The sequence below is a fragment of the Odoribacter sp. genome (genome assembly GCF_985060555.1).
In genome coordinates this window covers 15,140-40,727 of the sequence record NZ_CFKYFN010000087.1, presented here as the reverse complement: position 1 = coordinate 40,727, position 25,588 = coordinate 15,140, and the positions used below count along the sequence as shown (strand labels likewise).

Below are 25,588 nucleotides of genomic sequence, written 5' to 3'. Positions count from 1 at the left end.
TGATAACGTAAGTCGGAGGTGTTCGTGTTCGGGGACCATTGGAGCTCTGGCGAGTGTCGTCTTGCTTTTTCTGAACGCCCGACCGGTGGTGTCTGACGAACGCAGTGAGGAGTTCCGCCGGTCAGTGAAAGAAAAAGTTAGACGACCGACAGAAGCGACCGGGTCCCCAAACACGATCACCGAAGACGAATAAATAACAAAATAAACCTACATTTAGAGTAAACATGTATATAAGCACCTTTCATTATTAGGTCCGGTAGAAAATTTTCCGACCATCAAGGCAACGAGAAATCCGGTCATTTATGTAATCCACATTCTTTGTGTTCAGGCGACTCCCACCACCAACGTCCGGCCCGGATATCTTCGCCGGGCTTAACAGCCCGGGTACAGGGCTGACAACCGATACTCGGAAATCCCTGATCATGCAATTTATTATAAGGTACGCCGTGCTCACGGATATACTCCCATACCTCGGTTTCTGTCCAATCGATCAAAGGATTCACTTTTATCAATCCGTTCATCCCGTCCCACTCTACCAACTGATTTCCTGTACGGGTAACCGATTGTTCGTGCCGCAATCCGCAAATCCACACTTTCATTCCCTGGAAAGCACGTTTCAGAGGTTCCAGTTTACGGATATGACAACATAACCTCCTGTATTCAATGCTATCGTAAAACAAATTCACCCCATGTTCCGCCACCATTTTTTCCACTTCGTGATAGTCCGGGAAAAATACCTGAATCCGGATTCCATATGTCATATTTGTCCGCCCGATCAGACTATATGTTTCAGGAAACAACCGCCCGGTGTCCAAAGTAAAAATACGGGTAGTCGCATCGATCCCGCAAATCATAGCAGTCAACACCTGGTCTTCAATCCCCAGACTCGACGCCAGAGCAATATGTCCCTGGTATTTTTCCAAAAAATAATCCAATACCTCTTCCGCCTTCTTGCCTTTCAGCTGCTCATTCAACCGTATTACATCCTCTTTCATCATATCCCAATCGATTTTTACTTTCCTCCCCAGCTCCAAGCCCTTAGCTTATAGCTTTTTCCCACTTTTTACTTTTTCTAACTAAATACCCCGGCCAAATATTTCTGTGTCAACTCCTTTTGTGGATTTTTAAAGATTTGTTCTGCCGGTCCGGCCTCGATGATCTCTCCCATATACATAAAGATCACATAATCGGCAATTCGTAAGGCCTGACGCAACGTATGCGTCACCAATACGATAGCATATTCCTCTTTAAGTTTTAAAAACAGATCCTCGATGGTTTTACTCGATATAGGATCCAAAGCCGAAGTCGCTTCGTCTGCCAGGATAAACTGGGGTTCGACAGCTAATCCCCGGGCCAGACAGAGGCGTTGTTGCTGTCCGATAGACATCCGACCTGCCGGAGTATGCAAACGATCTTTCACCTCTTCCCATAATCCCACAGCCTGCAGGTAATGGCGTACGATCATATTCAGCTTCTTCCGGTTACGTATACCATGAATCCGGCAACCGTAAGCGATATTATCATAAACAGACATCGGTAGCGGACAGGGACGTTGCGACAACAATCCCATCTTACGCCGTATATGTGTAATCTCTACTCCCGGAGCATACAATTCTTCCCCGTCTACCAACACACTACCCGAAATATGAACCTCTTCATTCGTATCCAACAGACGGTTCAAGCTCTTGAGCAAAGTCGACTTTCCACAACCCGAAGGACCGATAATACAGGTAATCTTCCGGTCCGGAATAACTGCCGACACCTCTTTCAGAATATGATTGTGCTGGATAGTGACATTCAAATGGTCTACGACAATGTTCGATCTTTTGGAATCATCGGTACAAAATTTCTGATTCGGACGAAAAAAACCTTTTTTCAATTCTGTTTCATTCAAATCGGACATATTATACCATTTGATTTTCTTACCTAAAAACGGAATATTCATATATAGTTACCAGATTACTAAGTTACTCAATTATTTTAATCACGATGATTACTGAATTTTATTCCTGGAGAAACGGTTCGTAATAATCCGTCCCAGGATACTCAATATCAAAACAATAATAGTCAATATCAAAGCGGCGGCATACGCCCTTTCCTGAACTGCGGGTATAGGGCTGCTCAGCTGAAAAAATACGGCCAGAGGCAAAGTGGCTGCCGGCTGTCCCAGGGAAGTCGGGATATTATCCGTATACCCGGCAGTGAACAACACCGCAGCAGCATCTCCGATCGCCCGGCCGATAGACAACAAAGTAGCTGTAGCGATACCCGGAGCGATCTGCCGGACAACCACTTTGATCGTTTCGTAACGCGTAGCTCCCAGGGAATAAGAAGCATTCAGCATATCCTGCGGCAATTCCCGGGCAATCTCATCCATCGAACGGATAAAAATCGGAATGATCAATAGCGTTATGACAATAATACCACCGGCCAAAGAGGTCTTCAACCCCAAATAGATCATGATGGTAAAAGCAAAAGCCCCGTATACGATCGAAGGGATTCCGAAAAGCACATCATACGCCAGTCGGGCGAACGAACCCCGTTTCGAATTTTTTTTCAGATATACATTCAGATAAAACACGACAGGAATACTCACCGCCAGACCCAATACCGTAGAAGCTCCCACAATATACAACGAACCGACGATAGCATTCAGCAACCCTCCTTCTTTGCCGATGTAAAACCCGCCTCCCGGCAAAGAGGAAATCATTTCCCAATTCATGGCTCCCCAGCCGTTTTTGACGATGGTATATAAAATACTGCCTACAAACAAAAATACCAGTAATGTTGTCACCAACATCACCACTTTCATAGCCTTCTCTTCAATAAATTTCAATTTCATGACATCGGTTTTTCGATCATACCAAATTCCGTTCCAGCTTTCTAAGGATCAGGCGGGAAGCGATATTAAAGACAAATACGACCACAAACAAAATCAAAGCGGCAAACATCAATGCCGATTCATAAAGCGGCAATGACAACATTTCCCCGTAGTTATTGGCGATCAATGCCGGCAACGGATAACAACCGTCGAATAACGAGTCGGGAAGTTGTACAATATTTCCACACACCATCAACACGGCGATCGTCTCCCCCATAGCCCTCGAAATAGCCAGGGTCACCGAAGCTACTATCCCCGGGAAAGTCTTCTTCAGCAATACATATTTCGTCGTCTGCCAACGGGTTGCTCCCAAGGATAAGGAAGCTTCCCGGTATTCCTTAGGAACAGAAGAAAATAATTCCACAAACAAACTGATCAGCAAAGGCAGGATCATGATCCCCAATACAATACCGGCAGCCAGTGTGGAATAACCTGTAGAATATTCCACAAAGTGTGGAGCCAACCGATCGGAAATCCAGGGGACTACGACTAAAATACCCCACACTCCATAGACGACCGAAGGCAGACCGGCCAAAATATCGAGAGCCGGAAACACCACCCTTTTCACCCAACTCTTAGAATTTTCCGTCAGGAAAATAGCGGTAAATAACGAAACCGGTAAAGTCCAAAGGATAGCGATAGCCGTCACCCAAAGGGTACCCATAATAAACGGCAGGAAACCGAAATCCCCGCGCATCGGTTTCCATTTCGCTCCACTAAGTAACTCCCACAGGGATTTGTCGTGTAAAATAGGCAAAGATTTCAGCACCAGACCAATACCGATCAGCACGACCAACAACACAGACACTAACGTAAAAGTCAACATCATTGATCCGGCCATCTTATCTTTGATCAGGCGGATCCTGGAAGTTTTTTGTACAATCTTATCTTCTTCCTCCATCATTATTCCTGCAATTTGAATAATTCTTCTTCCAATATATCGGATGAAAGCCCGATATATCCCACTTCAGGAGCATATTGCTGCCCATCTGTCAAAATAAATTCGAGAAAAGCAAGCACTTCCGGTTTCATCGGTTTTCCATTCGAAACCAAAAACAGGTTCCGGGCCGGTGGGCTGGGATATTTCCCTTCTGCAATAGCAGCATTCAATTCTGTACTAGTGGCATAAAAATCTTCTTCCGGATCGATCTTTCCATTGCCGTTCAAATCCAAGGGAATCACTGCGATATGCCGATAAGGCTTTTTAGAATTGATATCGTAAGCATAGGCAATATTATTAAATCCGATCCCTACTTTGTCACGTTGCACCACAGAAGTGACTCCGGGATCTCCGAATACAGCGGTTCCTTCCAGATCCTCTTGTTTAGCTCCTAACCAGGCAGCAAAAGTTTCTGCAGCACCGCAAGCATCCGAGCGGGTATACACATGTACCGGTATCGTACTGCCCGTCCCCAGCACATCGCCCCAGGTCCGGGCTGTGGTATGAATCCACAGATCCTGAGCCACCTGTTGCTTTAAACCGGTCGCTAATATCTGATCGATCAAAGGATTATTCGAATTAATAGTAGGTACGACGGCATCCTTCACCACCGCTATCGGGAAAGCCCCTTTTTCCAGTTCCTGCGGATAAATATCCCGGGAGACCATTCCAAGGTCTACCACCTTAGCCAAAGCATCGGTAATTCCTTTACCAGCCCCACCGGCAGAAATATCGATCCTCACTTTAGGATGGATCTTACGAAACTCTTCCGCCCATTTCACAGCCATAGGATAAAGAGCAAAAGCTCCGGATAATTGAATCTCACCTTGCAACTCCCGACGTAATTCCCGCCTGTATCTCAATCGTTTAATCCATCCCTGTCTTTTCTCCTGTGCCTGTAATTCATCTGCAACTCCGGCAACCAATACAACAGATAAAGACAAAACTGCAAAAACTACACGTATATTCCGCATCATATTTTATTTAAAATACCAAATCTTCAACAATTTATATGCCAAACCACTATTATTCATTTACTTGGCATATTTATCGAAAAGCTATGCAAAGCTATTCATATTCTGTTAAATAACAATACCTATCCAACGCTATTTTAATAAGCTTTTTTACTTATTTCACACAAAAATAGCTCCCTTTCGGGGAGCTATATCCATGTATTATTTCTAACACATTCAATGAGGGATTGCCGACCTCTTGTATCTTTATGACTTTAACCGCCAAACGACCAGGTTACTAAATTTGAAATAACATGAAATAAAAACTATTTCAAGCCACAAGGTAAACACTATTTATTTACAATCCAAAATTATTCTTCATAGGGTTCGAATTCATCTTTACCGACCCCACACAAGGGACAGACCCAATCATCAGGCAAATCTTCGAAAGCTGTTCCCGGTTCGATGCCAGCATCCGGATCACCTTGTACCGGATCATAAACGTAATCACATACAGTGCAAATGTACTTTTTCATGGTTCTATGATTTAGTGATAAAACTATATTTCCTATATTATACGATCTATCGGTTAAAAAGATATATTTTGTCGTCTAACATCATACAAATATGCAAATTTCAATTGAAGAAAAACACAAAAAACGAAAAAGTTTCGAGCCTCACGGCGGGAAACTTTTCACTACTAACTAACCTAATACAAACTTATGAAAAAAAAATGTCTTCTAAATCTTAACGCCACAAAAGTAAGCTTGCAATATGACAAGTTCGTGACAAACTCATGACGTTACTGTTAAATGTTAAAACAAAAAGGATGCCGCAAAAGCATCCTTTTTTCAATTTCGCCGAAATATTACTACTTATTCACATCATTTACAAATTGTAAATCTACGGGAGTAAATTCGCCTGCAATTTTAACAATTCATTAATAAGAGGTATGTTGCGGATCAAAATTCGTCCAACCGCTCATCCAATTGTCCGCCTCCTTGTCACTGGCAAAAGCACCGATATAAGACACTTTGTCAAAACCACTGCTCAGCAAAACATCGGTAAAATCGGCAGCTCCCAGTAACGGACTTCCAGTCAGAGGGCCGTAATTCGGAGAAGCTGCCATACTATTGGGTTGGCTCAACTTCAGATCGGCAATAGCCGGATAAGCGACATTCACCGTAGCTGTATTAAAATAAGTCTCAGAAAATGCCGTCTGTGTGGCATCGATATTCGTACCGTCCGTACACAAACCTCCTTGCAGGCTCTTATTTTTATCACTTCCTAAAATTCCCATTCCTGCAAAAACGATATGATTCAGTTTAAAAACCTCGTTTTTAGCTGCCTCCTGAGTCTGAGAACCTTTATCGTTCTCGATCAAAAGTCCGACCGGATACCCCATAGCGACCGAATTAAAACAACTCAGATGAGAGTTGCGGCGAATTTGTATCGCAGCCTGGAATTGCCCTAACCGTGAACCGTTATTGGGGTTCAGGCCATTTCCTTTGATATACTCTGTGGTATTTTGAAAAGCAGGATCCTGCCCGACCGGTCCGACAAAAGTCACATTACTGAAAACTGTTTTTGTAAAAGGTTCCTGAGTCGTTCCATTTCCATTATTATCACTCTCGAAACCATTGGAAATAGACTGATCGGCAATACCCGGATTCCGTACTCCCAGACAAAACTGCACTTTCCCTGAAAAACCGTTATCGGTATCGAAATCATCATCCCATCCGTGATAGGCCACCAGATATTTACAATTTACCGATCCGCCGAACCATTCGAAGGAATCATCGTTCGAATAAGACACCTGTACATGGTCGACCTGCGTCCCCGATCCGACACTTCCGAAAGTCACCCCGTTGATTTCCTGGTCCGTATCAAAAGGATTACCTGCAAATTCGACCCGCACATAACTCAATACTCCTGAATTATCCGCATTGTCATTTCCTCCGTGCTCGGTACGCAATCCTCCTTCAATAGTCATTTTTCCCTGATTATTCACCGCTTTTCCGCACAGGATAATACCTCCCCAATCTCCGGGTTTACGCGAACCGACAGGTTCGTTGGAAGTAAACACAATAGGAGCATCCTGTCTACCCCTGGCAATCAGTTTACCTCCAGGCTCGGCAATAATCGCTGCTTTGGTGGCTTTATCCCCTTTTATGACCGTACCTGCTTCTATTTCGAGCGACGAACCATCGGTAATATACAACCACCCTTTCATCACATATACTCCCTTGGGCAACTTATAGTTTCCGTTTATCTCCATCTCATCCGCCCCATTGCCCAGCTGAGTACCGTTTTCAAACAGAATATCACTCAGATTATCTCCATCATCATCGCCGTTATCCCCATTACCGCCGTTATCATCACTACAAGCAGTAATTCCAAGGGTTAAGACAAGCATTAAAAGCATCTGCCATTTCTTCAAAATTGTTTTCATAACGATTAAAATTAACTTTTATAGATTACAAATGAATACTCACACTTAAGGTAAAGGATCTCCCCGGTGCAAAACGCTTTGTGGTTTGTTCCCTTTCCACGATCTGTCCATTCGCGTCTTCAAACCTGGGAAATTGTTTAAACACAGCATCCTGCCCGATGACGTCCTTCGCATTTAGTTTCACCTCTACTTGTTTTCCGAACTTTTTGCTCAATACAATATCGAGTGCATCATGAGGCATTTCGTACATATCCGGGATATCGTTATTGATAGATCCTCCCACACTCATATCCGACCGCCCGATTCCGACAATCCTTTTTCCTATCCGGTTATAAAGCACTCCGGCCATCACGCCTGCTTTTTCCGTCTGGTAAAACAACCCTGCATTCACCAGGTAAGGCGATTGGCCCTGCATCGGCCGGTCATGCTCCAGGCTATTCTCACTATCGAAAGAAACTTTACTCTTTATCCACGACCCATTCAGGTTCAACATAAAATTCCGCAAACCGATAAATTCCAAATCTTTACGAATATCTACCTCCACACCATAATTCCGGGCCTTATCGGCATTTTCAAAAGTATAGGTATAACTTCCGCCACCATCCCGGAAAGTCCATTCGATCGGATGCCGGAAATGCTTGTAAAACAAAGCTACAGATACCGATTCGCCACTAGCCGGATACCATTCGTAACGTAAATCCAGATTATGAATATAGGCCGGTTTCAAATCCGGATTTCCTTTTACATCACTGAACAATTCGAAATCTTCGTACACAGACGACGAAACTTCCCGAAATTCCTGCCGGTTCACCGACTTACCGTAAGCAAAACGGATCAATTGTTTATCTGTCAGATTATAACTGACATTCACAGAAGGGAAAAAATCGGTATTGTCAAAGTCAGTGTCTTTAGAAATCCAGGCATTCGAACTGATATAATTGGTCAGTGTCATATTCCTGTTTTCCAGCCGTACCCCTGCATAAACATTAAAACGCTGCCAGGGGATATTCAAAGCCAGATAAGCCGCATACAACAGATTATTCCCTTTATAACTATTTTTATTATCCGTATCATCATAGAGATAAAGCTTGTCAGCTCCGAAATTTTCTGCCTGCAAAATATTTTCCACCACCGGCTCATAAGCGAATCCTGCAGGCATATGATCTTCATAAAACCGGTAATAATAGGCCCGGTTTTTATAATCTCTCTTACAATACTCTCCATATACCCCCGCTTTCAGGGTCGGCGTAAATCCTCCGCTTTCATTGAAAAGATAATTGTAATTCGCACCGAAAGATACAATGTGTTCATCCAAACGCAGGAAATCCCTATAGATATCGTTTTGGTCGATCCTCATTTTTCCATAGTTCACATCCCCTACGATATCGTTTTGCTGACGCTCGATAATCCGCCTGTCCGGCTGGTTTTTATTTGCATACGAATAACCCAGATTCCAATCCAGTGTCCCTGCCGGCAAATCGTGGACTCCCGAAAATTGCCCACAATAGGTACTGCGGCTGCCATAAATATATTCTGCTTTTTCCTGAATATATAAAGAGCTGATATTCTGCCAACCACGACGTTCGGTATATCGGTTACTTCCCAATTGGTTAAAAATATTCCGGAAATAAAAACGGCTTTTACTCCCCGTAAAGGCCAGATTCAGCATCGCCCCCAACCTGGCGTTCCGGGTATATTGGTTATCGGTATATTTATACTGATAAATCGGCTCATCCTTTACTTTGTTATACACACCGAAACGGGAGTTTTCCATGCCGATATAACTTTTACCGGTATTGCTATAATTCAAGGCTCCGGTTAAAGCCAGTTTCCTGTCTTCTCCTCCCTTGAACACCTGGCCGAACATGAAAGAGAAACGCTGGTCGGGAAAGGGCTTTTTATGCCTCACTTTCCAATCATTGTTAAACCCCTGTTTTGTCATCTCTTCCACCGAAGCCGCATCTTCATTATCGAACACTCCTTTTATCCCCCCTTTTACCATTCGCATCCCATTGTCAAATCCAAGCCAATCGGTTGCACTTCCCTTATTGTATTTGAAATTCCTGAAATGAGTCCGATCATTCACACTAACCCCATAACTCAGCATATATTGATTTTTTTCAGGAGTATCTTTCGTACTGATTTTGATAAAACCTCCGGTAAAATCGGCCGGAATCTCCGGAGAAGGCGACTTCATGATCATAATATTCTCGATCTGGGCACTAGGAACGATATCGAAAGAAAAAGCCCTCGAATCCGCCTCCGAACTAGGAACAGCACTATTATTGATCCATACATTATTGTATCGCTGGGATAATCCCCGGGCAATAACGAACTTATCGTCGATAATCGATATTCCCGGAATACGTTTTACAACCTCCGAAGCATCCCGATCCTGGCTTTTGGTGATCAGCTGACTGGAAACCGCACTCATCACTACAGGCGAAGCCTTAACAGCATTCACCATGGCCACCTCGCTGTTCATCTTACGGACAGCCCGCACAGTCACTTCCTCCAATGCTTCGGTAGCAGCTTCCAGCACGATCTTCAGTTCCACGGTACGATCGTCCGTTATTTCAACCCCTTCCACCTTCAAAGTAGTATAAGACAGACAAGAAACATGCAGATTATATTTCCCTGCCGGTATCCCGGAAATCGAAAAGCTACCATCCAGATCGGTAGCAGCCCCTTTCAGCGTCTGCTCGAGCATAACAGCAGCACCGATCACCGGTTCCCCACTGTTTTTATCCAATACTGTCCCTTTTATAATCCCTTCAGCTTTCAACAATGCTGTGGGACAGGCCAACCCGATAAAACCAAACAAACAGACCTTAAAAAACACACTTGACATCCAATTCATCATTTGCAATATTATATCTTAAATTCCATTGCAAAGATGAAAAGAGGATGTTACAGACTTGTAACGAAGCTGTTAAGTAAAAATGAATAGAAAAACAGGATTTTTCCGATTGGTCACATAAAAACGACATGCCGTTGTAGTATCGAAGTAATCTTCGGCCGTAGCTGACCGGCATTTATAGGCTTAGACATATAGGCATTAAAACCGTTGTCCATAGCCTTCTGTTCATCCGATGCATAAGCAAAAGCAGTCACCGCAATAATCGGCACTTGCAAAGAGAACTTCCGGATCTCACGGGTGGCTTCATAACCGTCCATCACCGGCATATTGATATCCATCAAAATCAACTGCGGTTCGTATTCCCGGTATAACTCAATAGCTTCCTTCCCGTTCCAGGCATGCAAAAGATGGTAATCCTTTCCCAATATCGATTCGATCAGTTTAAAATTACTCCCGTTATCCTCAGCCACCAAAATAGTCAGGGTCTTTTGTTCGATCCGCATAGGCTCGATCTTTTTTTCCGCCTGAAATTTTTCTGCCGGAGCAATAAAAGGCAGGGTAAACCAAAATGTCGCCCCTTCACCGGTTTCTGACTGTAAGCCGATTTCTCCCCCCATATGCTCTACCAACATTTGGCAAATCGAAAGCCCGAGGCCTGTCCCCTGAGCAAAGCTGTTCAGCTTGACAAAACGTCCGAAAACAGCATCCTGCTTATCCCGGGGTATCCCACAACCGGTATCCCTGACGTAAAAATACAACTGCCCACTCTCCCACAGTTGATAGCCGAAGCGGATACTTCCCTCTTCTGTAAACTTAATGGCATTGGTCACCAGATTGATGATCAGTTGGGACAAGCGGTTTCGTTCCAAATGGACATAACATTCCTGTAAGCCGGGTTCGAAACAAAGTTGCACTTCTTTGGCCGGATCTAATTTTAAACGCAGGGAATTTTCCAGTTCGTCCATCACTTTATTCAGCTCAAAATCAGAATAAACAAACTCCATCGTTCCTGCTTCGATCTTTGATAGGTCCAAAATATCACTGATCAGTTGCAACAACAAAGCATTGTTGTTCTCGATGATACTCACATACTCTTGTTTTTCCTGTCCCTCTTCAGCAGAAGCCAAAATTCCTGAAAAACCGACAATGGCATTCAATGGAGTCCGGATCTCATGACTCATATTGGCCAGGAAGGCCGATTTCAAACGGTTCGATTCCTCTGCCCGTTCCTTAGCCGACAATAATTCGGCTTCTATTCTTTTCCGCTCGGTAATGATCAGCGAAGAGCCAACCAAAGTCAGAGGCTTCCCATATTCATCACGGGTTTCGACTGCCGCCTGAGCTTCAACCCAATCTATCCGGTAATGGTCATTCACTTTGTCGATCACCCGGTATTCCTCTTTCACTTTTGCAATACGCCCTTCGATCAGGTCGGCATAAGCTTTCTTCACTTTCTCCAGATCTTCCTTATGGATTTTTGAAAAATATTGCCAGTCCGGCACAAAAAGTTGCTCTTCATCCACCTCCGTCTCCTCCCTGCTTAATTCGATTGGCCGGTTGACATCACAGAGAATCGTATGAGCCTGTAAATCCCACTTCCAGGGCACAATATTCGCAACATCCAATGCCATGGAAAGCTTTTGGTTGGTCAAGCCCAACTGTTTCTGGGCATGATGAAGCTCCGTACTATCCACGCAGAATATATCTACCCCATGGCCGTCTTCTGTGACATTTACTACGACGTCGTAAAAAATATCGATTTTTTTATAGTAATAGGGGAAAGTCACCGACCGTTTCTCCCAAAGAGCTATATTCACAAAATGCAGAAATTACGGCATCGACTCCGGAAAGACCTCACTCCCCAGTTTCCCGATAATCTCTTCCCGTTTGAAAAAATTATTTTCAAAATAACGATTTATATCTAAATATCTCGTATCGACAACCTTTCCTTCTGCATCCTTAATCAGCTCTTCATGCATATAAAGGATCGGCATATTATCGATCAGATCCAAGTACCTCTCATTGGCCTGCAATTCTCTGCGTTGTATCATTTTTATCTTTTCCAGTACCCGCAAACGATGATATTGGAAAATTAGCAATACCCCCACTAAAAGAAAACCGATCCCGATCAGTATATACTTATATTTCTCCCAAAAGGTAGGCGGCATATTGTAAAAAACAGTTCCCGGCGGACACAACTCAGGATCGAGGTTACGCTGCAACAACGATTGATAATTAAACACAGGCGTCCCTTTCGGGCCATAGTAAAAAGGGATATCACGTGCCTGACGCCCACCGATAATCTCCCTGATCGTTTCGCAAAGATGAGCGACATAATCTGTTTTATTATAAATAAAACCTCCGATAATTCCTCCTTCCTCTTCGATTCCGACATTCTTAAAAGAAAACAACGGCACCGAAGAAGTGGCTATAATCCGATGGCTGTTAGCATACAACACGGTATTGCCGGCATAAACTCTTTTTTGAAACCAGGATGAAAATAAAATACCCGTTGTCCGGACATCTATCTGATTTAAAATAGTGAAAAGACTATCGATACCGATATCCCTGGAACATAGAAAACGGTATTTCAATTCAGGATATCCGGACTCCATCAAATGTTTCAGATCATAATCATTCTGCTGACAAATATAAGTTTCATCACCGATATACAATACTTCCTTCATACCGGGAATCAACCGTTTCATCAAATCCAGGTTTTCTTCGAAATAGACCTGGATCGGCATAGAGGTCATATTATATTTACCCTGCCAAGCGGTCAAGGGCATACGCTCTTCCGGAGTCAGCGGTTGTTTTTTCAACACCATATCCTTATTTCCGGCATAATCCCGCTCTCCACACAATATGATCGGGATATCCGGCCACTGACGATCCAAATCCTCACACAGAATAAAACTGGCTGTCCCCAATAATACAATCAGTTTCGGAGGACGGGTCTCAAAATCCTTAAAAATATTTTTCTCAAATGCAGCCAATTCCTCTTCACCATCCATCATCAACATATTCATATGCTCGGTATATACCCCCAATTTTTCATCTTGTGAAGCCATACTGACAATCGGATAAATCATGCTGTTACTCCAAGGAGTCGATTCCGTATAAGTATTGATTATCAAGACATAGTTAACATCTCCCTCAACATTTTTACCACACAAGGTATGCACACAACACAAAAGGCAGGCAATCCAACATGCCGTCCTGTAAATATTTTTCATAAAAATTTTAAATTTTCACCCTATTTTATATATCAGGATGCGTAAAAGTAAGGAGAAATAACCATACAGGCAAGAAAATACCCCAATATAAAAGTCCGGATACTTTAAAAAACAAGGACTTAAATGCTCGTCTTTCAAGTTACCCGAGGATTTAAAATTTTCATCGTATAAAATTAGTCATGACCCGAAGTTCCGGTTCCGGCCGTTCTTCCCGTTTCACTCCTTTCAGCAACCAAGCCATATTCCGGCCCAGCATACGCATAGTCTGAAGTCCTTCGGCATCCTCTGTTGCTTCTCCGGGCCGCATCCCATGAACGCTATTCCAGTATTGCGAAGAAACTACCGGCATATTCAGGATAGTAAAATATTTGTTCAACCGGTCGAAAGTGGCACTCGCCCCACCCCGGCGACAAACAGCCACCGAAGCTCCGGCTTTGTAAGCCAACAATTCCGAACAGGAATAAAACACCCGGTCGAGCAATGCACAGAGCGCCCCGTTCGGACCGGCATAATATACCGGCGAACCAACGACGATACCATCTGCTTCCTGCAATGCTTCTCTGACCTGATTATAAAGGGTGTCCTGAAATACACAATGTCCCAACTCTGCACACTTATTACAAGCAATACACCCTTGCACCGCTTTTATCCCAAGTTGGATTATCTCCGTTTGTACACCTTCTTTTTCAAGTGCCCCCGCTACTTCCGAAAGGGCGATAAACGTATTCCCTTTCCGGTGAGGACTTCCATTTATTAAGACGACTTTCATGGCTATTCATTTTTATACCTGCAACAAAATTAAAAAAGAATCATCGGTCTCTCCCATTTCAACCGAGATATTTACTCTATATACGCTTAAAAAAAGCCTCTACAGTAGGTGCCTGAAACTGAAATTCCTTTTCCAGCAAACGGGTAGGTTTCACACATTGGCCCTCGGTCAGCAAAACAGCCCCCTCCCCATAAAACAATCGAAAAAAAACAGTCGGGAGTTTTACGGTTAATCGGGCATGATACCGTCGGGCCAAAGCAGCGGTAAAAGCAGCGTTAGTCGTCTGCTCCGGCGTCACAAAATTAAAAACCCCACTCCATCCGGGCTGGTCGATCACAAATCCCATTGCCCCGATCAAATCAGTTAGAGCAATCCAGGTAAAAGGTTGATTCCCGGACCCGATCACCGTTGCCAATCTACTCTGCAAAGGACGGATAAGTTGCAGAAAAGCCCCACCCTCAGGGGATAATACCACCCCAAAACGCGTAATGATCAATCTGGCCGACTTCCGGATCAGTCCAGCCTCTGCTTCCCAAGCCCTACACAATCCGGCCAAAAAACCATCGCTTTTCACATGACTATATTCATCGTAACAGCCCCTGGAAGGGTAATATCCTACCGCCGAAGCCGAAATAAAAAGCCGAACCCGGTCAGTCCGGTTAATCGCATCGACCAGCATACGTGTAGGAATGATCCGGCTATCGTACAATTCCTGTTTATATGCCGTCGTCCAACGATGATTGACAGGGGCTCCTGCCAAATTAATAACGACATCCATTCCTTCCATCAACTTTGCCAAATGATCGGCATTTCCCCGACCGAACCATTTCCGTCCAAGTCCTGTCACTTCATGCCCCTGTCCCGATAAATAACGGGTTAAATGTGTACCGATAAAACCGGTCGCTCCACTAATTGCAATTTTCATCTGCTTGTTTTTCTGAGTTGAACGGAAATAACTCAGTAAAGTTTTTGAACAATCGTTATTCCGCAACTACAACCTCAAAAGAAATAAACAGACGAAAATATTTTTTATATTTTATCCATATGACCAACCTTGAAACACGCAAACCATCACAGTTCGTAACGGTATCTCCCGGAACAACAACAAAAGATCTTCGGGCACTTCATCAAACTCAATCATTTCTCACGCCACACCAGCCCCGGCCCCGCCGTTAGTCAGGGATTCTATTTATTCAGATAAGCATCCGCTTTCTCTTTCATCCGGGACGCCCGTTTGGCACTATCGGGATGACTAGAAAACATCTGCTGAAATTTAGATGCCTTTTGTCCCTCGGACAAATTATTCAACTTCTCCAGTGCATTAGCCATCCCATAAGGATCGAAACCATGTTTGATACAAAATTCAAACCCATATTCATCGGCTTCAGTTTCTTGTTTTTGTGAAAATTGAGCATTCGACAAGGCTTGGGCAATCTCCCCCAGTTGTGAATCGGTCAATTTTTCCAATACTCCTCCTGCAGCTCCTGCCGCGCTCTTTGCAGCAGCAGCCAAATAGGCATTTTTCATGGCATCCTTACTGTCGGTATGTACGACATGACCGATTTCATGACCGATAACTGCCATCAGTTCGTCGTCATCCATCAGGTCCATCAAGGCCGAAAATACCCGAATACTCCCGTCTCCGCAAGCAAACGCATTGATATCCACCACCTCATATACCTTATAGTTCAATTTCAAACCTTCTATCTCCCCTACTTTTTTCATCAGCGAATCCAAACGTTTAGAATAAGCCGATCCGGGGTCTGAAACCGGATTTTGCTCATCCATCCATTTCACCGACTCACGGCACAAAGCAGCTACATCCTCATCCGACAAGGTAATGGCAGAAGCCACTTCCGAAGCCGCATTCAACACTTTCTTCGTATTGATCGTACGGTTTCCGATTTTTATCTGAGCCTGTCCCCAGCTCACACTTCCGGCCAACACCAGAACCACTAACATCCATTTTTTCATTTCCTTCCTATTTTTCATATTAAACCGCACAAAAATATAAAATAGTTCTTATAATCAGAATCACCACTCGATTTCTGCCAATCCTTTACTCCGGAAATAGGCATTGGCTTTACTGAAATGCTTGCATCCGAAAAAGCCCCGGTCTGCAGACAGCGGGGAAGGATGGGGAGCCGTCAGTACACAATGCCGAGTACGGTCGATAAAAGCCCCTTTTTTCTGAGCATACGCCCCCCACAACATAAACACGATATGCTCCCGTTCATCATTCAGTCGCCGGATCACGGCATCCGTAAACTCTTCCCAGCCTTTTCCCTGATGCGAACCGGCCTGATGTGCCCGTACGGTCAGAATGGCATTGATCAATAATACTCCCTGATCCGCCCAGCGCTCCAAACGTCCCGAACAGGGAATAGGCTTCCCCAGATCGTTCTGTATCTCTTTGAAAATATTTACCAACGAAGGCGGGAAAGGAACTCCGTCCATCACCGAAAAGCAAAGTCCGTAATACTGCCCCGGCTCGTGATAGGGATCCTGCCCCAGAATGACTACCTTTACCTTTTCAAAAGGACAAGTATTGTAAGCATGAAAAATCCGACTTCCCGGAGGGAAAACCGTATAACGCGCATATTCCTCTTTCACAAATCCCACTAAATGCTCAAAATAGGGTTTATCGAACTCTTCCTGTAATTGTCTCCGCCAGCTTTCTTCTATTTGTACTTTCATAGTAATTTGAAATCACAGACACCACTACATATTTCATTTATTTTTGCAAAAATAACATAATAACCACAAATAAAAAAATGAATACAGGGAATCGGATCTGCATTCCCTGATTCGGTTGAAAGATCACCTTTACAAAGAAAAAAATGCTCCATGCATATTTACACCAGGACCTCATACCTACGTTCCCTGGTCCTGAATTGTCTCATCCACCAGATAAACGATCGACTCATACGGTTGTTCGATATGGTCCTGCATCGCAATCTCACAGGTCCGTGCCAAAGAATAACAACCGTCGAACGATTCATGGCCAATTTCATCCCGTTCATCCCGGGTTGCCGAATCAGACAACTCCGGAAAAATGAAACCGCGGTCACCGGAAGCCCCGCAACATCCCCAATTATCAGGTAATATAACTTCCCGGGCACATTTACGGGCAATATCGAGCAACACCGGAGTAAGTCCCATGATCTGACAGGAACAGGTCGGATGAAGTAAAATCCGATTTTTCGGGCGAATAACTTTGATTCGGGGTAAAACAACTTCTTTGAGCCATTGTGTGATATCCATGATTTTCAATTGCTTGTATTTCTCCCGGTTTTCGGGGGTAAGTATGTCCCCACCGGTTTCAAACAACAGTGTATGTGTACACGAAGTGGTATCACAGAATATCGGAATCCGTCCTCCGCCCGACCATTTATAAAAACTTTCTATCGTACGGTTGGCGGTCAACCGCTGTCCCGCAGGATTTCCCTTATGTTCCCAAATCTGTGAACAACACAACCCATGCGCCTCTTCTGGCAGACTTACCCGAATCCCGGCTTTACCGGCCAACCGCAGTACTACTGTGATCAAATCGTCTTTATGCAAACCCGAAGCACCGAAAATACGGGTGACACAAGCCGGGAAATAAACAAAATCGGGATTCGCTTCTTCCCGGTAATGTAATTTTCGGGGCATCGGAAAATGAGACGACCAATGAGGCACCTGATGCGATATCCTGTGTAAAAAATCGGTAGCCCAAAGCAGAGGATAAGGTGAAATAACCCGTTCCGTACCTACAGCCACCTTCAACATAGCACGCAGGTCGGTTTCCACCGCTCCGAAATGTTCTGCTCCGTAGTGCAGGATATCCGACTCTGCGGGAGTTGCCTTTTTAGCCCGGATAGCATCGGTGACCACAGCCGTGCTGATCCCCATAGGACAAGGCACCTGACACATCCCATCCGCCGCACAGGTCTGTTCGCCGATATAGTCATATTCTTTTTCCAGCTCCCTGCTACCGGTCCGTTCAATAATTCGTCGGGCCTGCAATCGCTGGCGAGGTGTTAGCGTAACATAACGAGAAGGACAAACATGCTCACAAAACCCACATTCGATACATGTATCGGCCTTTTTATAGTTCAACTCCCCGGCAAAAAGTGTCATCTTCTTGATCGAATGTAAATGGGCATCCGGATCTTCATTCAGGATCACTCCTTTATTCAGTATACCCTTCGGATCTGCCAGTCTTTTCAGTTCCTGCATCATAGCGTAAATTTCAGTTCCCCACTCCCGCTCGACAAAAGGGGCGACAGCACGCCCGGTACCGTGTTCACCTTTTAGCGAACCGTCGAGCGAAAGTACCAGTGTGACCATTCCTTCCATAAAGCGGGAAAAGTTATTGACCTCGGTTACAGTCTCCATCCCCGAAGTCACCAAGGGATGTACATTTCCATCGCGGGCATGTCCGAAAATAGAACCTTCATAACCATGTTTTCGGAATAACTGCTGTAATCCTCCAACCAGATCAGCCAGTTTTCCAACCGGAGCAGCCACATCTTCGAGTACCACGGCATTACCCGGAATACGAGCCCCTGCAACACAAGGAAAAATGCCGTTACGGACCTCCCACAGCTTTTCCCGCTCGCTCACCGTATGGGTGAACTCTTCCATATCGACCATACCATCCAATTTCTTCAGCCGGGGCTGTAGACGTTTTACCATATCCTGCATTTCTTCCGGCGACTGTGCACCATAATCGATCAGCATAGCTGTCGTCCCCCGGGGTAATTCCGGACGGTTTCCCAGGCTGCTGAGGGCAGCATAATCCATCATCTCTACCGATACCGCCCCACTTTCTCCGAGGAGAGCTGCAGAAGCCGCCGCTTGCGTAGCATCCTTGAAATAAAGCATCGCCGAACTATACACAGGCATCAGCGGCAAGGTGTTCAACTCCGCCGAAACGATAAATCCCAAAGTACCCTCCCCACCGATCAGCAGATGAGCGAAAATATCCATCGGGTGTTCGAAATCGACGAAAGCATTCATGCTGTACCCGGTTACATTCTTGATCTTATATTTTTCGATAATCCGGTTACGGATTTCATCGTTCTTCAGGATTTGTTCCCGTATCCGCAACAACCCCTGACATAACCATTCTTCCTCCTGCTCAAAGCGTTGCCGATCAGCAGCAACACTACTATTGTAGCGATGGCCGTTAGCCAACATAAACTCGATAGCACTTAAAGTATGGTAGGAATTATAACGCGTTCCGGTCTGCATCCCACTACTGTTGTTCGAAAGTACTCCCCCCATCATGGCCGCTATAGCCGAAGCAGGATCCGGCCCGATTCTTGTCTGGTATTTTTTCAATATCATATTGATCTGATGAGCGGTCAACCCCGGCTCAAACCAGATTTTCCGTCCATGATCACGTACCTCGCTTTTCTTCCAGGCCGTACGCAATTCACAGATAATCCCTTCATTAACACTCTGTCCCGACAACGAAGTCCCTCCGGTACGGAAAGTGACGTTCACCCCGGCTTCCGAAGCGATAGCCAGCAACTGTTGTACCTGCTGCGGGGTATCGGGCCGAACGATGATTTCCGGTTTGATATCGAAGTAAGAACCGTCCCGGGAATAAATCTCCCGGTAAAGATCGGAAGCGAGAATCTGGTGGGTATCGAATATTCCACCCAAGCGATGTAAAAGTTGTCTGTTCATATCATCCCCGATTTTTACGCCTATACCACATTTCCCCATAAGCAGCTACCTGTAACGACCCGCCGATCAGCCCCAACACCGAAGCCATCGAAAGCCAAGAACTAACCCCATGGAAATCAGGCAAAATTGCAAAAAACAGAACAAAAAACAGCAAGACCGATGCCAGTACTCCGCTCAAACGCGTCAGAATATTGGTAAAAAAACTCAGTGCTACCGCCCACCAACAGATTCCGATCAAAATCACCCATACCACCGGACGTCCTACGCCCTGAGGTACCATAGCCGCATCTGCAGCAGTATGTGTAAAATGCAAATACCCATAAACAACATAGGCCAAACCTAACATAATCCGGCCAAAACTTAAAACAGGTTTCATCGATATCATATTTACTATTTACCGATTAAACCCATTCTCCTCCCGATTTGTTACAGCCCATCGTAAAAAAATACTCCAAATCCATCTACTTCGATTTCAATTTTCGGACAGACAATTTTACCTCCGTTAACGCAGATACCTCTCAAAGTTACCTGACTATCCTTCACATTCAAGTGAACCAGAACTCCATCAGCGGTGAGTCGGCAATCGGCCGACCAAGAAATAACCAAATCAGCTCCAGCCGCCTCTTCCGGAAAGAAAGCCATCTTCTCCCACTCACAACTATCGCAGATCGTCAATAAATCGGTTTAACATGATTATTTTCCATCCCTTTGCCGATTAGAATTCACATTTACAAAAAACATATTCACCTATCGTGTGATGAAATTATATTCCTAAACCGAAGATGTCTTTCACTTATTTAAATCCCCCCTGAGGACCAGATTTAATAATCCAATTCCACCCTACCAAACTATAAAATAAGTCGCAATATCAAGAAAAGAAGGATCTATTTTATCACTTCCGATTTTTTTAATTTTAGGTTTTGTATAAAATCACAGGGACTGCGTATATCATTATAATCCCCTACCCCGACAAATCAAGGTTATTGGTACGTTTTAAAAGCGTCTAAACCAATCCCCTTCCCTAATCACAACCACCCCGGCAAACTTCAGAACCCCTTGCTTTCCCTGTAACTAAAAACCATACTTCTATCCACCATCCGGAGTATACCAAACACTTAGATACAACTTTATTTTTTGATATAGATCAAATTCTTCTGTAAAGAAACGTATTATTTTTGCACTCCGAAAATTTGATTACAATGAAAAAGAGTCTTATCGCTTTAGCTTTCGGCACATTAGGATTAGGGATTGCCGAATTTGTCATGATGGGCATTTTGCCCGATGTTGCCAAAGCTTTAAATATCAGTATCGCTACTGCAGGGCATCTGATATCGGCTTATGCGATCGGGGTATGTGTAGGCGCTCCGCTTCTGATCATCGCCCGCAAATATCCGTTGAAAAATATTCTATTGGTATTGGTGAGTATGATTATGCTGGGAAATATCATTGCAGCTTCTGCGCCCAACTATTGGATTTTGATGTTGGGGAGATTTATCTCAGGTTTACCCCACGGTGCTTATTTCGGTGTCGGTTCTATCGTTGCTGAAAAACTCGCCGACAAAGGAAAAGGATCGGAAGCCGTATCGATCATGATAGCCGGTATGACGGTGGCTAATTTATTCGGTGTACCCCTGGGCACTTCGCTGAGTGCAGCGATTTCCTGGAGGATGACTTTTTTATTGGTAGGCGTTTGGGGAGTGCTTATCCTCTACTATATCTGGCGCTGGGTGCCTCAGGTAGAAAAACTACCCGATACCGGTTTCAAGGGACAGTTCCGTTTTTTGAAATCACCGGCTCCCTGGTTAATCTTAGGAGCGACCATGCTCGGTAACGGAGGTGTATTTTGCTGGTATAGCTACATCAACCCCTTACTGACTCACGTGTCCGGCTTTCGTCCTGAGAGTATCACGCTATTGATGGTATTGGCCGGCTTCGGAATGGTCGTCGGCAACCTGGTCAGCGGCCGGCTTTCCGACCGTTTCACCCCGGGACGGGTAGCAGCTTTCACGCAGGGCAGTCTCTCCATTTTACTGTTACTGATCTATTTCCTCGCTTCTATCTCCTGGTTGTCGGTCATTTTAATGTGCCTCTGTACTGCCGGACTATTCGCCCTTTCGAGTCCTCAGCAAGTTTTACTCATCCGTTTCTCCCCCGGAGGAGAAATGTTAGGGGCAGCCAGCGTACAGGTCGCTTTTAATCTTGGAAACGCTATCGGAGCATATTGCGGAGGATTACCGTTACAAGCCGGTTTAAGTTACCGCTATCCGGCATTGCTCGGAACCTTCTTTGCCCTCGTCGGTTTTATACTACTGGTCCTTTTCTCCAGAAAATATGAAACTGCCCGGCAACATGTATAAAATAATTTCAACACACCATGAAAATTACACACATCGGAATCTGGACCAAACAATTAGAAGTATTGAGGAGTTTCTATACCACCTATTTTCAAGGGAAGTCCCATGCAAAGTATATAAATCCGAAAAAAGGTTTTGAATCTTACATGCTTCATTTCGAAGGAGGATGTACATTGGAAATCATGTCCCGGACAGATGTAGACCAGGTACGGAATAGTGAAGACCGGGAATTCATCGGTTTAGCCCATCTTGCCTTTTCAACGGGGAGTAAAGATCAGGTCGATCGACTGACAGAGCGTCTCCGGCAGGCAGGGTACAAGGTCATCGGAGAACCCCGCACAACCGGAGACGGTTTTTACGAAAGTGCGATTCTGGACCCGGACAACAACCGGATCGAAATCAGTGCTTAACTGATCAAATCCCGATAATTCGTATGCCTCAATAAAAAGGCTTGAGCAAAAGCACAGTTCGGGATCACACTATAATGGTGATCCCGGGCATAATCCAGTGCGTACTTCATCAAAGCCGATCCAACTCCCATACCTTCCATCGGTATCGGAACAAGGGTATGAAATATATCCATCACTCCATCCTCCAGGTCGTACTCTACAAAAGCCATCAAGCCGTTTCGGTCGTATTCGAAACGATGGCGCTTCTCATCATGCTTCACATTATATTCCATAGCTTCTCTTTTTAAATAAGTCACACTGATGATACGTTTTCTACCCTTTACTGTTACACGATATTCCGTCAAGAAACGCCGGCAACAGAAATGAAAGTTTTCCGTATAACAAAGAAAAAAGGATAAAACGAGACTATGAATCCAGGAATCGATATTGGGGAGAGAATACGGCTTGTGTTTAAAAAGACAGGGTGGTCTGTAGCTTATTTCGCTCAGCAAATTCAAAAAGACAGAACCATCGCATACAACATTTTTAAACGAAAAATCATAGATACGTCATTACTTTACGATATTTCCATGGCATTAAACACGGATTTCTTTCAATATTTTTCCGATTGCCTGGCAGAAAATAACAAACTTATCCGCATGGAAAAAGAAAAAAAATCTTCTCCTCATCCGGTAAAAAAGAAAAAAATCCTCTTAGAACTGGAAATCACGGAAGAAGAATACGGACATTTCATGAACCATATATTGAAAGCGGGACAAAATCCCGGTTCTGCCCAAGAACCTGATTCTTCTAATCGGTAAATTTGATCCGACCATCCACCCGGGGGATTATTTTTCCCTTCGTCTGAATATATTCGATCAGCACATCCGATAGAGAGCGGGAGGTATTTTCCCTCCCTGTAATATTTTCCAATCCAGCCTCATAGCCATCTTTCCCGGCCGCAACATAATCACAGGTAGCCATATAATACATTTTATCGTCTTCAATAGGCCGGCCGGCTATCGTCAATGTTCTCACCCGCCCGGAATCGTAAACCACCCGTACCTCACGGGACACCTGAGCAAAAGCTCCGTTGCCCAAAGGGATAGAGGCGATATAATCGAACAATCGCCGGACTTCACTACCGGATAAGGCTACCACCTCGAGGACGTTATCAAAAGGTAATACGGCCAAAACATCTCCTTTGGTTATTTTACCGGCAGGCAGGCTTTCCCGGATACCACCGGAATTAGTCAAAGCAAAATCGACCTTCAGATTCAACTTCCCGGCCTTCCATTTTAAAGCATCGGCTACCAGATCTCCCAAAGCCGTCTCGCCATAACGGGCCAGATTCTCTCCATCCTGAAAAAGGGAAAATTCTTCGGTAGCCTCCCCTACGACGGTTGCCAAATCCTTCTCCGCCGCTTCGACATAAGGCCGCAATTGCAGGCTCAAAACAGAATCCGGCTGAAATCCTTTTATCAATACCGGTTTCCAATAAAATCCTACAAAACGTCCTTTTTTCATTCTTATAATACCTTCACCGACGTATCTTCCACTCTGATTAGCCGTAACGATCGTCGTCTTATGGATATGCTCCGGCCGCTCGATAAAAGAATGTGAATGTCCGTCGACCAAAATATCGATACCGTCTACTTCCTGTGCCAATCGGTAAGAAGTGATAAAACCGGGTGCCGACTCGGTAAATCCGAGATGAACCAGACCGATAATCAGGTTTACCTGTTGCTTTTTCAATAACTTAACCACTTTCCGCGCCGCCATCACCTCATTTTCGAAAGTCACTTCCCCGGCATGGATACTGACATTTTCTGTATTCTTCGTAGTCAATCCAAAGATTCCTATTTTCACTCCTCCTATTTCTTTGATCAGATATTCTACTCCCAACGGAGTTCCATTCCGTTGGATATTAGACGTCACAAAAGGAAATTCGGCCCATTGCATCTGCTTCAACAAAACGTTCAGGGGTTTATCGAATTCATGATTCCCTACAGTAACAGCATCATATCCCATGTAATTGTAAGCCAAGATATCGGGCTTTGCATCCGCCCTATTCGAAATAGCTTGCCCGGTATTGATATCCCCGGCATCGACCAGGAGCACATAAGGATTCTTCTCCCTCACCATCCGGATAAAAGTAGCCCGCTCAGCCATTCCCCCCACACTATCCACAGGCAAAATGCTACCGTGACTATCATTGGTATTCAAGAGTATGATTTGATACTCCCGGTTATTTTGATAAATATACAGTCCTAAAACGGCAATGACTACCACCATAGTCATCCCCCATATCTTCAGCGCTCTCATTATTTTTACTTTAATCGGTCATTCGTCACACCAACCTTGTTCGGCAGCCAAAGATAGAATAATCTATCGAATATTTCTTTGATATTCTATTCACAATTTAATAACTTTACCCACGTGAACACAAAAACAATAAATGATGCAAGAACTAGCAATAAAAGATCTGACTGAAAATTTTTTTGAAGCGATCGGTAAAGAATGGATGTTGGTGACTTCCGGTTCAAAAGAAAAATTCAATACGATGACAGCCAGTTGGGGTGGTATCGGTTTTCTCTGGAACAAAGCAGTTGCTTTTATCTTTATCCGGCCCGAGCGTTACACTTACGAATTTATAGAAAAGAACGACATGCTGACACTTTCTTTCCTGGGTAGTGGTAACCGTTCTATATACAACATTTGTGGAAGTAAATCCGGGCGTGATACAGACAAAATCAAAGAGAGCGGACTGCTTCCCCTAACGACCCCGGATGGTAACGTGACCTTCGAACAAGCCCGTCTGACCCTCGAATGCCGCAAACTATACGGCCAATTGTTATCTCCCGAGCATTTTATCGATAAAAGTCTGCCAGACAAATGGTATGGAGCACAGGGAAATTTCCATAAAGTGTATGTCGTGGAAATCCTGAAAGTATGGGAGAAATAAGCGGTTCAATATAGCCACAGCAGGATTCGTAAAGTTTATAAAGCTTCGGTTTCGCCCAATCGTCACATACCGATAAGATCCGATACTTTACAAACTTTACGAATTTTATA

Annotated in this window: 22 protein-coding genes and 1 pseudogene; 5 read left to right on the top strand and 18 right to left on the bottom strand. The window is 44.4% G+C overall.

Translation table 11 applies throughout. From position 1 onward, the window contains the following. On the top strand, positions 1-193 hold a 193-nt coding region (locus AC5RDS_RS11245), incomplete at its 5' end, for a hypothetical protein (protein WP_494222346.1). Between the two features lie 103 nt (positions 194-296). Here AC5RDS_RS11245 and AC5RDS_RS11240 read toward each other — a convergent pair. From AC5RDS_RS11240 to AC5RDS_RS11165, 16 genes and pseudogenes are all read right to left on the bottom strand, one after another. After that, on the bottom strand, positions 297-998 hold the full coding sequence (locus tag AC5RDS_RS11240; protein WP_013611486.1) for a phosphoadenylyl-sulfate reductase: 702 nt from the start codon (positions 996-998) through the stop codon (positions 297-299). Between the two features lie 74 nt (positions 999-1,072). Further along, positions 1,073-1,903, bottom strand: coding sequence for a phosphate ABC transporter ATP-binding protein (locus AC5RDS_RS11235; RefSeq protein ID WP_113028748.1), 831 nt, complete (start codon positions 1,901-1,903; stop codon positions 1,073-1,075). Positions 1,904-1,993: 90 nt separating this feature from the next. Then, complete coding sequence (locus AC5RDS_RS11230; protein WP_013611488.1) at positions 1,994-2,842, bottom strand: PstA family ABC transporter permease; 849 nt, start codon at positions 2,840-2,842, stop codon at positions 1,994-1,996. A gap of 16 nt (positions 2,843-2,858) precedes the next feature. Continuing rightward, positions 2,859-3,785 (bottom strand): phosphate ABC transporter permease subunit PstC, encoded by a 927-nt coding sequence (gene pstC / locus AC5RDS_RS11225; RefSeq protein ID WP_013611489.1) that lies wholly within the window; start codon positions 3,783-3,785, stop codon positions 2,859-2,861. Next, complete coding sequence (locus AC5RDS_RS11220) at positions 3,785-4,798, bottom strand: PstS family phosphate ABC transporter substrate-binding protein (protein WP_013611490.1); 1,014 nt, start codon at positions 4,796-4,798, stop codon at positions 3,785-3,787. Before AC5RDS_RS11220 ends, pstC begins: the two co-directional genes overlap by 1 nt. 347 nt (positions 4,799-5,145) lie before the next feature. Then, positions 5,146-5,310, bottom strand: a complete 165-nt coding sequence (gene rd, locus AC5RDS_RS11215) for a rubredoxin (RefSeq protein WP_013611491.1) — start codon at positions 5,308-5,310, stop codon at positions 5,146-5,148. A gap of 404 nt (positions 5,311-5,714) precedes the next feature. Further along, positions 5,715-7,226 carry a beta-helix domain-containing protein gene (locus AC5RDS_RS11210; protein WP_118404569.1) on the bottom strand — a complete coding sequence of 504 codons (1,512 nt, stop codon included), beginning with the start codon at positions 7,224-7,226 and terminating at the stop codon, positions 5,715-5,717. 25 nt (positions 7,227-7,251) lie between these two features. After that, entirely contained in the window at positions 7,252-10,077 is a 2,826-nt protein-coding gene (locus AC5RDS_RS11205) for a TonB-dependent receptor (protein ID WP_041557225.1), read from the bottom strand. Between the two features lie 122 nt (positions 10,078-10,199). Further along, positions 10,200-13,322: pseudogene (locus AC5RDS_RS11200) on the bottom strand (ATP-binding protein). Positions 13,323-13,482: 160 nt separating this feature from the next. Beyond that, positions 13,483-14,091 (bottom strand): flavodoxin family protein, encoded by a 609-nt coding sequence (locus tag AC5RDS_RS11195; RefSeq protein ID WP_013611494.1) that lies wholly within the window; start codon positions 14,089-14,091, stop codon positions 13,483-13,485. A 76-nt stretch (positions 14,092-14,167) separates the two neighbouring features. Then, positions 14,168-15,016, bottom strand: a complete 849-nt coding sequence (locus tag AC5RDS_RS11190; RefSeq protein ID WP_013611495.1) for a TIGR01777 family oxidoreductase — start codon at positions 15,014-15,016, stop codon at positions 14,168-14,170. A 260-nt stretch (positions 15,017-15,276) separates the two neighbouring features. Further along, positions 15,277-16,065: a M48 family metallopeptidase gene (locus AC5RDS_RS11185; RefSeq protein WP_013611496.1), complete on the bottom strand. Its 789-nt coding sequence runs from the start codon at positions 16,063-16,065 to the stop codon at positions 15,277-15,279. 60 nt (positions 16,066-16,125) lie between these two features. After that, positions 16,126-16,788: a uracil-DNA glycosylase gene (gene ung / locus AC5RDS_RS11180; protein ID WP_195305945.1), complete on the bottom strand. Its 663-nt coding sequence runs from the start codon at positions 16,786-16,788 to the stop codon at positions 16,126-16,128. A gap of 177 nt (positions 16,789-16,965) precedes the next feature. Next, the gene (locus tag AC5RDS_RS11175) at positions 16,966-19,770 is read right to left on the bottom strand and encodes an FAD-binding and (Fe-S)-binding domain-containing protein (protein ID WP_118122175.1); all 2,805 of its coding nucleotides are present in this window, start codon (positions 19,768-19,770) and stop codon (positions 16,966-16,968) included. Position 19,771: 1 nt separating this feature from the next. Next, on the bottom strand, positions 19,772-20,146 hold the full coding sequence (locus AC5RDS_RS11170) for a DoxX family protein (RefSeq protein ID WP_494222345.1): 375 nt from the start codon (positions 20,144-20,146) through the stop codon (positions 19,772-19,774). Positions 20,147-20,196: 50 nt separating this feature from the next. Further along, the gene (locus tag AC5RDS_RS11165; RefSeq protein ID WP_147349906.1) at positions 20,197-20,412 is read right to left on the bottom strand and encodes a hypothetical protein; all 216 of its coding nucleotides are present in this window, start codon (positions 20,410-20,412) and stop codon (positions 20,197-20,199) included. 557 nt (positions 20,413-20,969) lie between these two features. On the opposite strand from AC5RDS_RS11165, the gene araJ reads away from it, so the two are divergent. Both araJ and AC5RDS_RS11155 read left to right on the top strand, forming a co-directional pair. After that, a complete protein-coding gene (gene araJ / locus AC5RDS_RS11160; protein WP_046402997.1) occupies positions 20,970-22,127 on the top strand; it encodes an MFS transporter AraJ in 1,158 nt (385 codons plus the stop codon). A 17-nt stretch (positions 22,128-22,144) separates the two neighbouring features. Further along, positions 22,145-22,534: a VOC family protein gene (locus tag AC5RDS_RS11155; RefSeq protein WP_494222344.1), complete on the top strand. Its 390-nt coding sequence runs from the start codon at positions 22,145-22,147 to the stop codon at positions 22,532-22,534. Here the strand turns inward: AC5RDS_RS11155 and AC5RDS_RS11150 are convergent. Then, the gene (locus AC5RDS_RS11150; RefSeq protein ID WP_013611502.1) at positions 22,531-22,806 is read right to left on the bottom strand and encodes a GNAT family N-acetyltransferase; all 276 of its coding nucleotides are present in this window, start codon (positions 22,804-22,806) and stop codon (positions 22,531-22,533) included. The genes AC5RDS_RS11155 and AC5RDS_RS11150 overlap by 4 nt on opposite strands. Positions 22,807-22,941: 135 nt before the next feature. Between AC5RDS_RS11150 and AC5RDS_RS11145 the strand changes: the two genes are divergently transcribed. Further along, the gene (locus tag AC5RDS_RS11145; RefSeq protein WP_013611503.1) at positions 22,942-23,334 is read left to right on the top strand and encodes a hypothetical protein; all 393 of its coding nucleotides are present in this window, start codon (positions 22,942-22,944) and stop codon (positions 23,332-23,334) included. Here AC5RDS_RS11145 and AC5RDS_RS11140 read toward each other — a convergent pair. Continuing rightward, on the bottom strand, positions 23,324-24,838 hold the full coding sequence (locus AC5RDS_RS11140) for a bifunctional metallophosphatase/5'-nucleotidase (protein WP_013611504.1): 1,515 nt from the start codon (positions 24,836-24,838) through the stop codon (positions 23,324-23,326). The two genes, AC5RDS_RS11145 and AC5RDS_RS11140, sit on opposite strands and share 11 nt — an antisense overlap. Before the next feature lie 136 nt (positions 24,839-24,974). On the opposite strand from AC5RDS_RS11140, the gene AC5RDS_RS11135 reads away from it, so the two are divergent. Continuing rightward, entirely contained in the window at positions 24,975-25,478 is a 504-nt protein-coding gene (locus tag AC5RDS_RS11135; RefSeq protein WP_022159692.1) for a flavin reductase family protein, read from the top strand. Positions 25,479-25,588 lie beyond the last annotated feature (110 nt).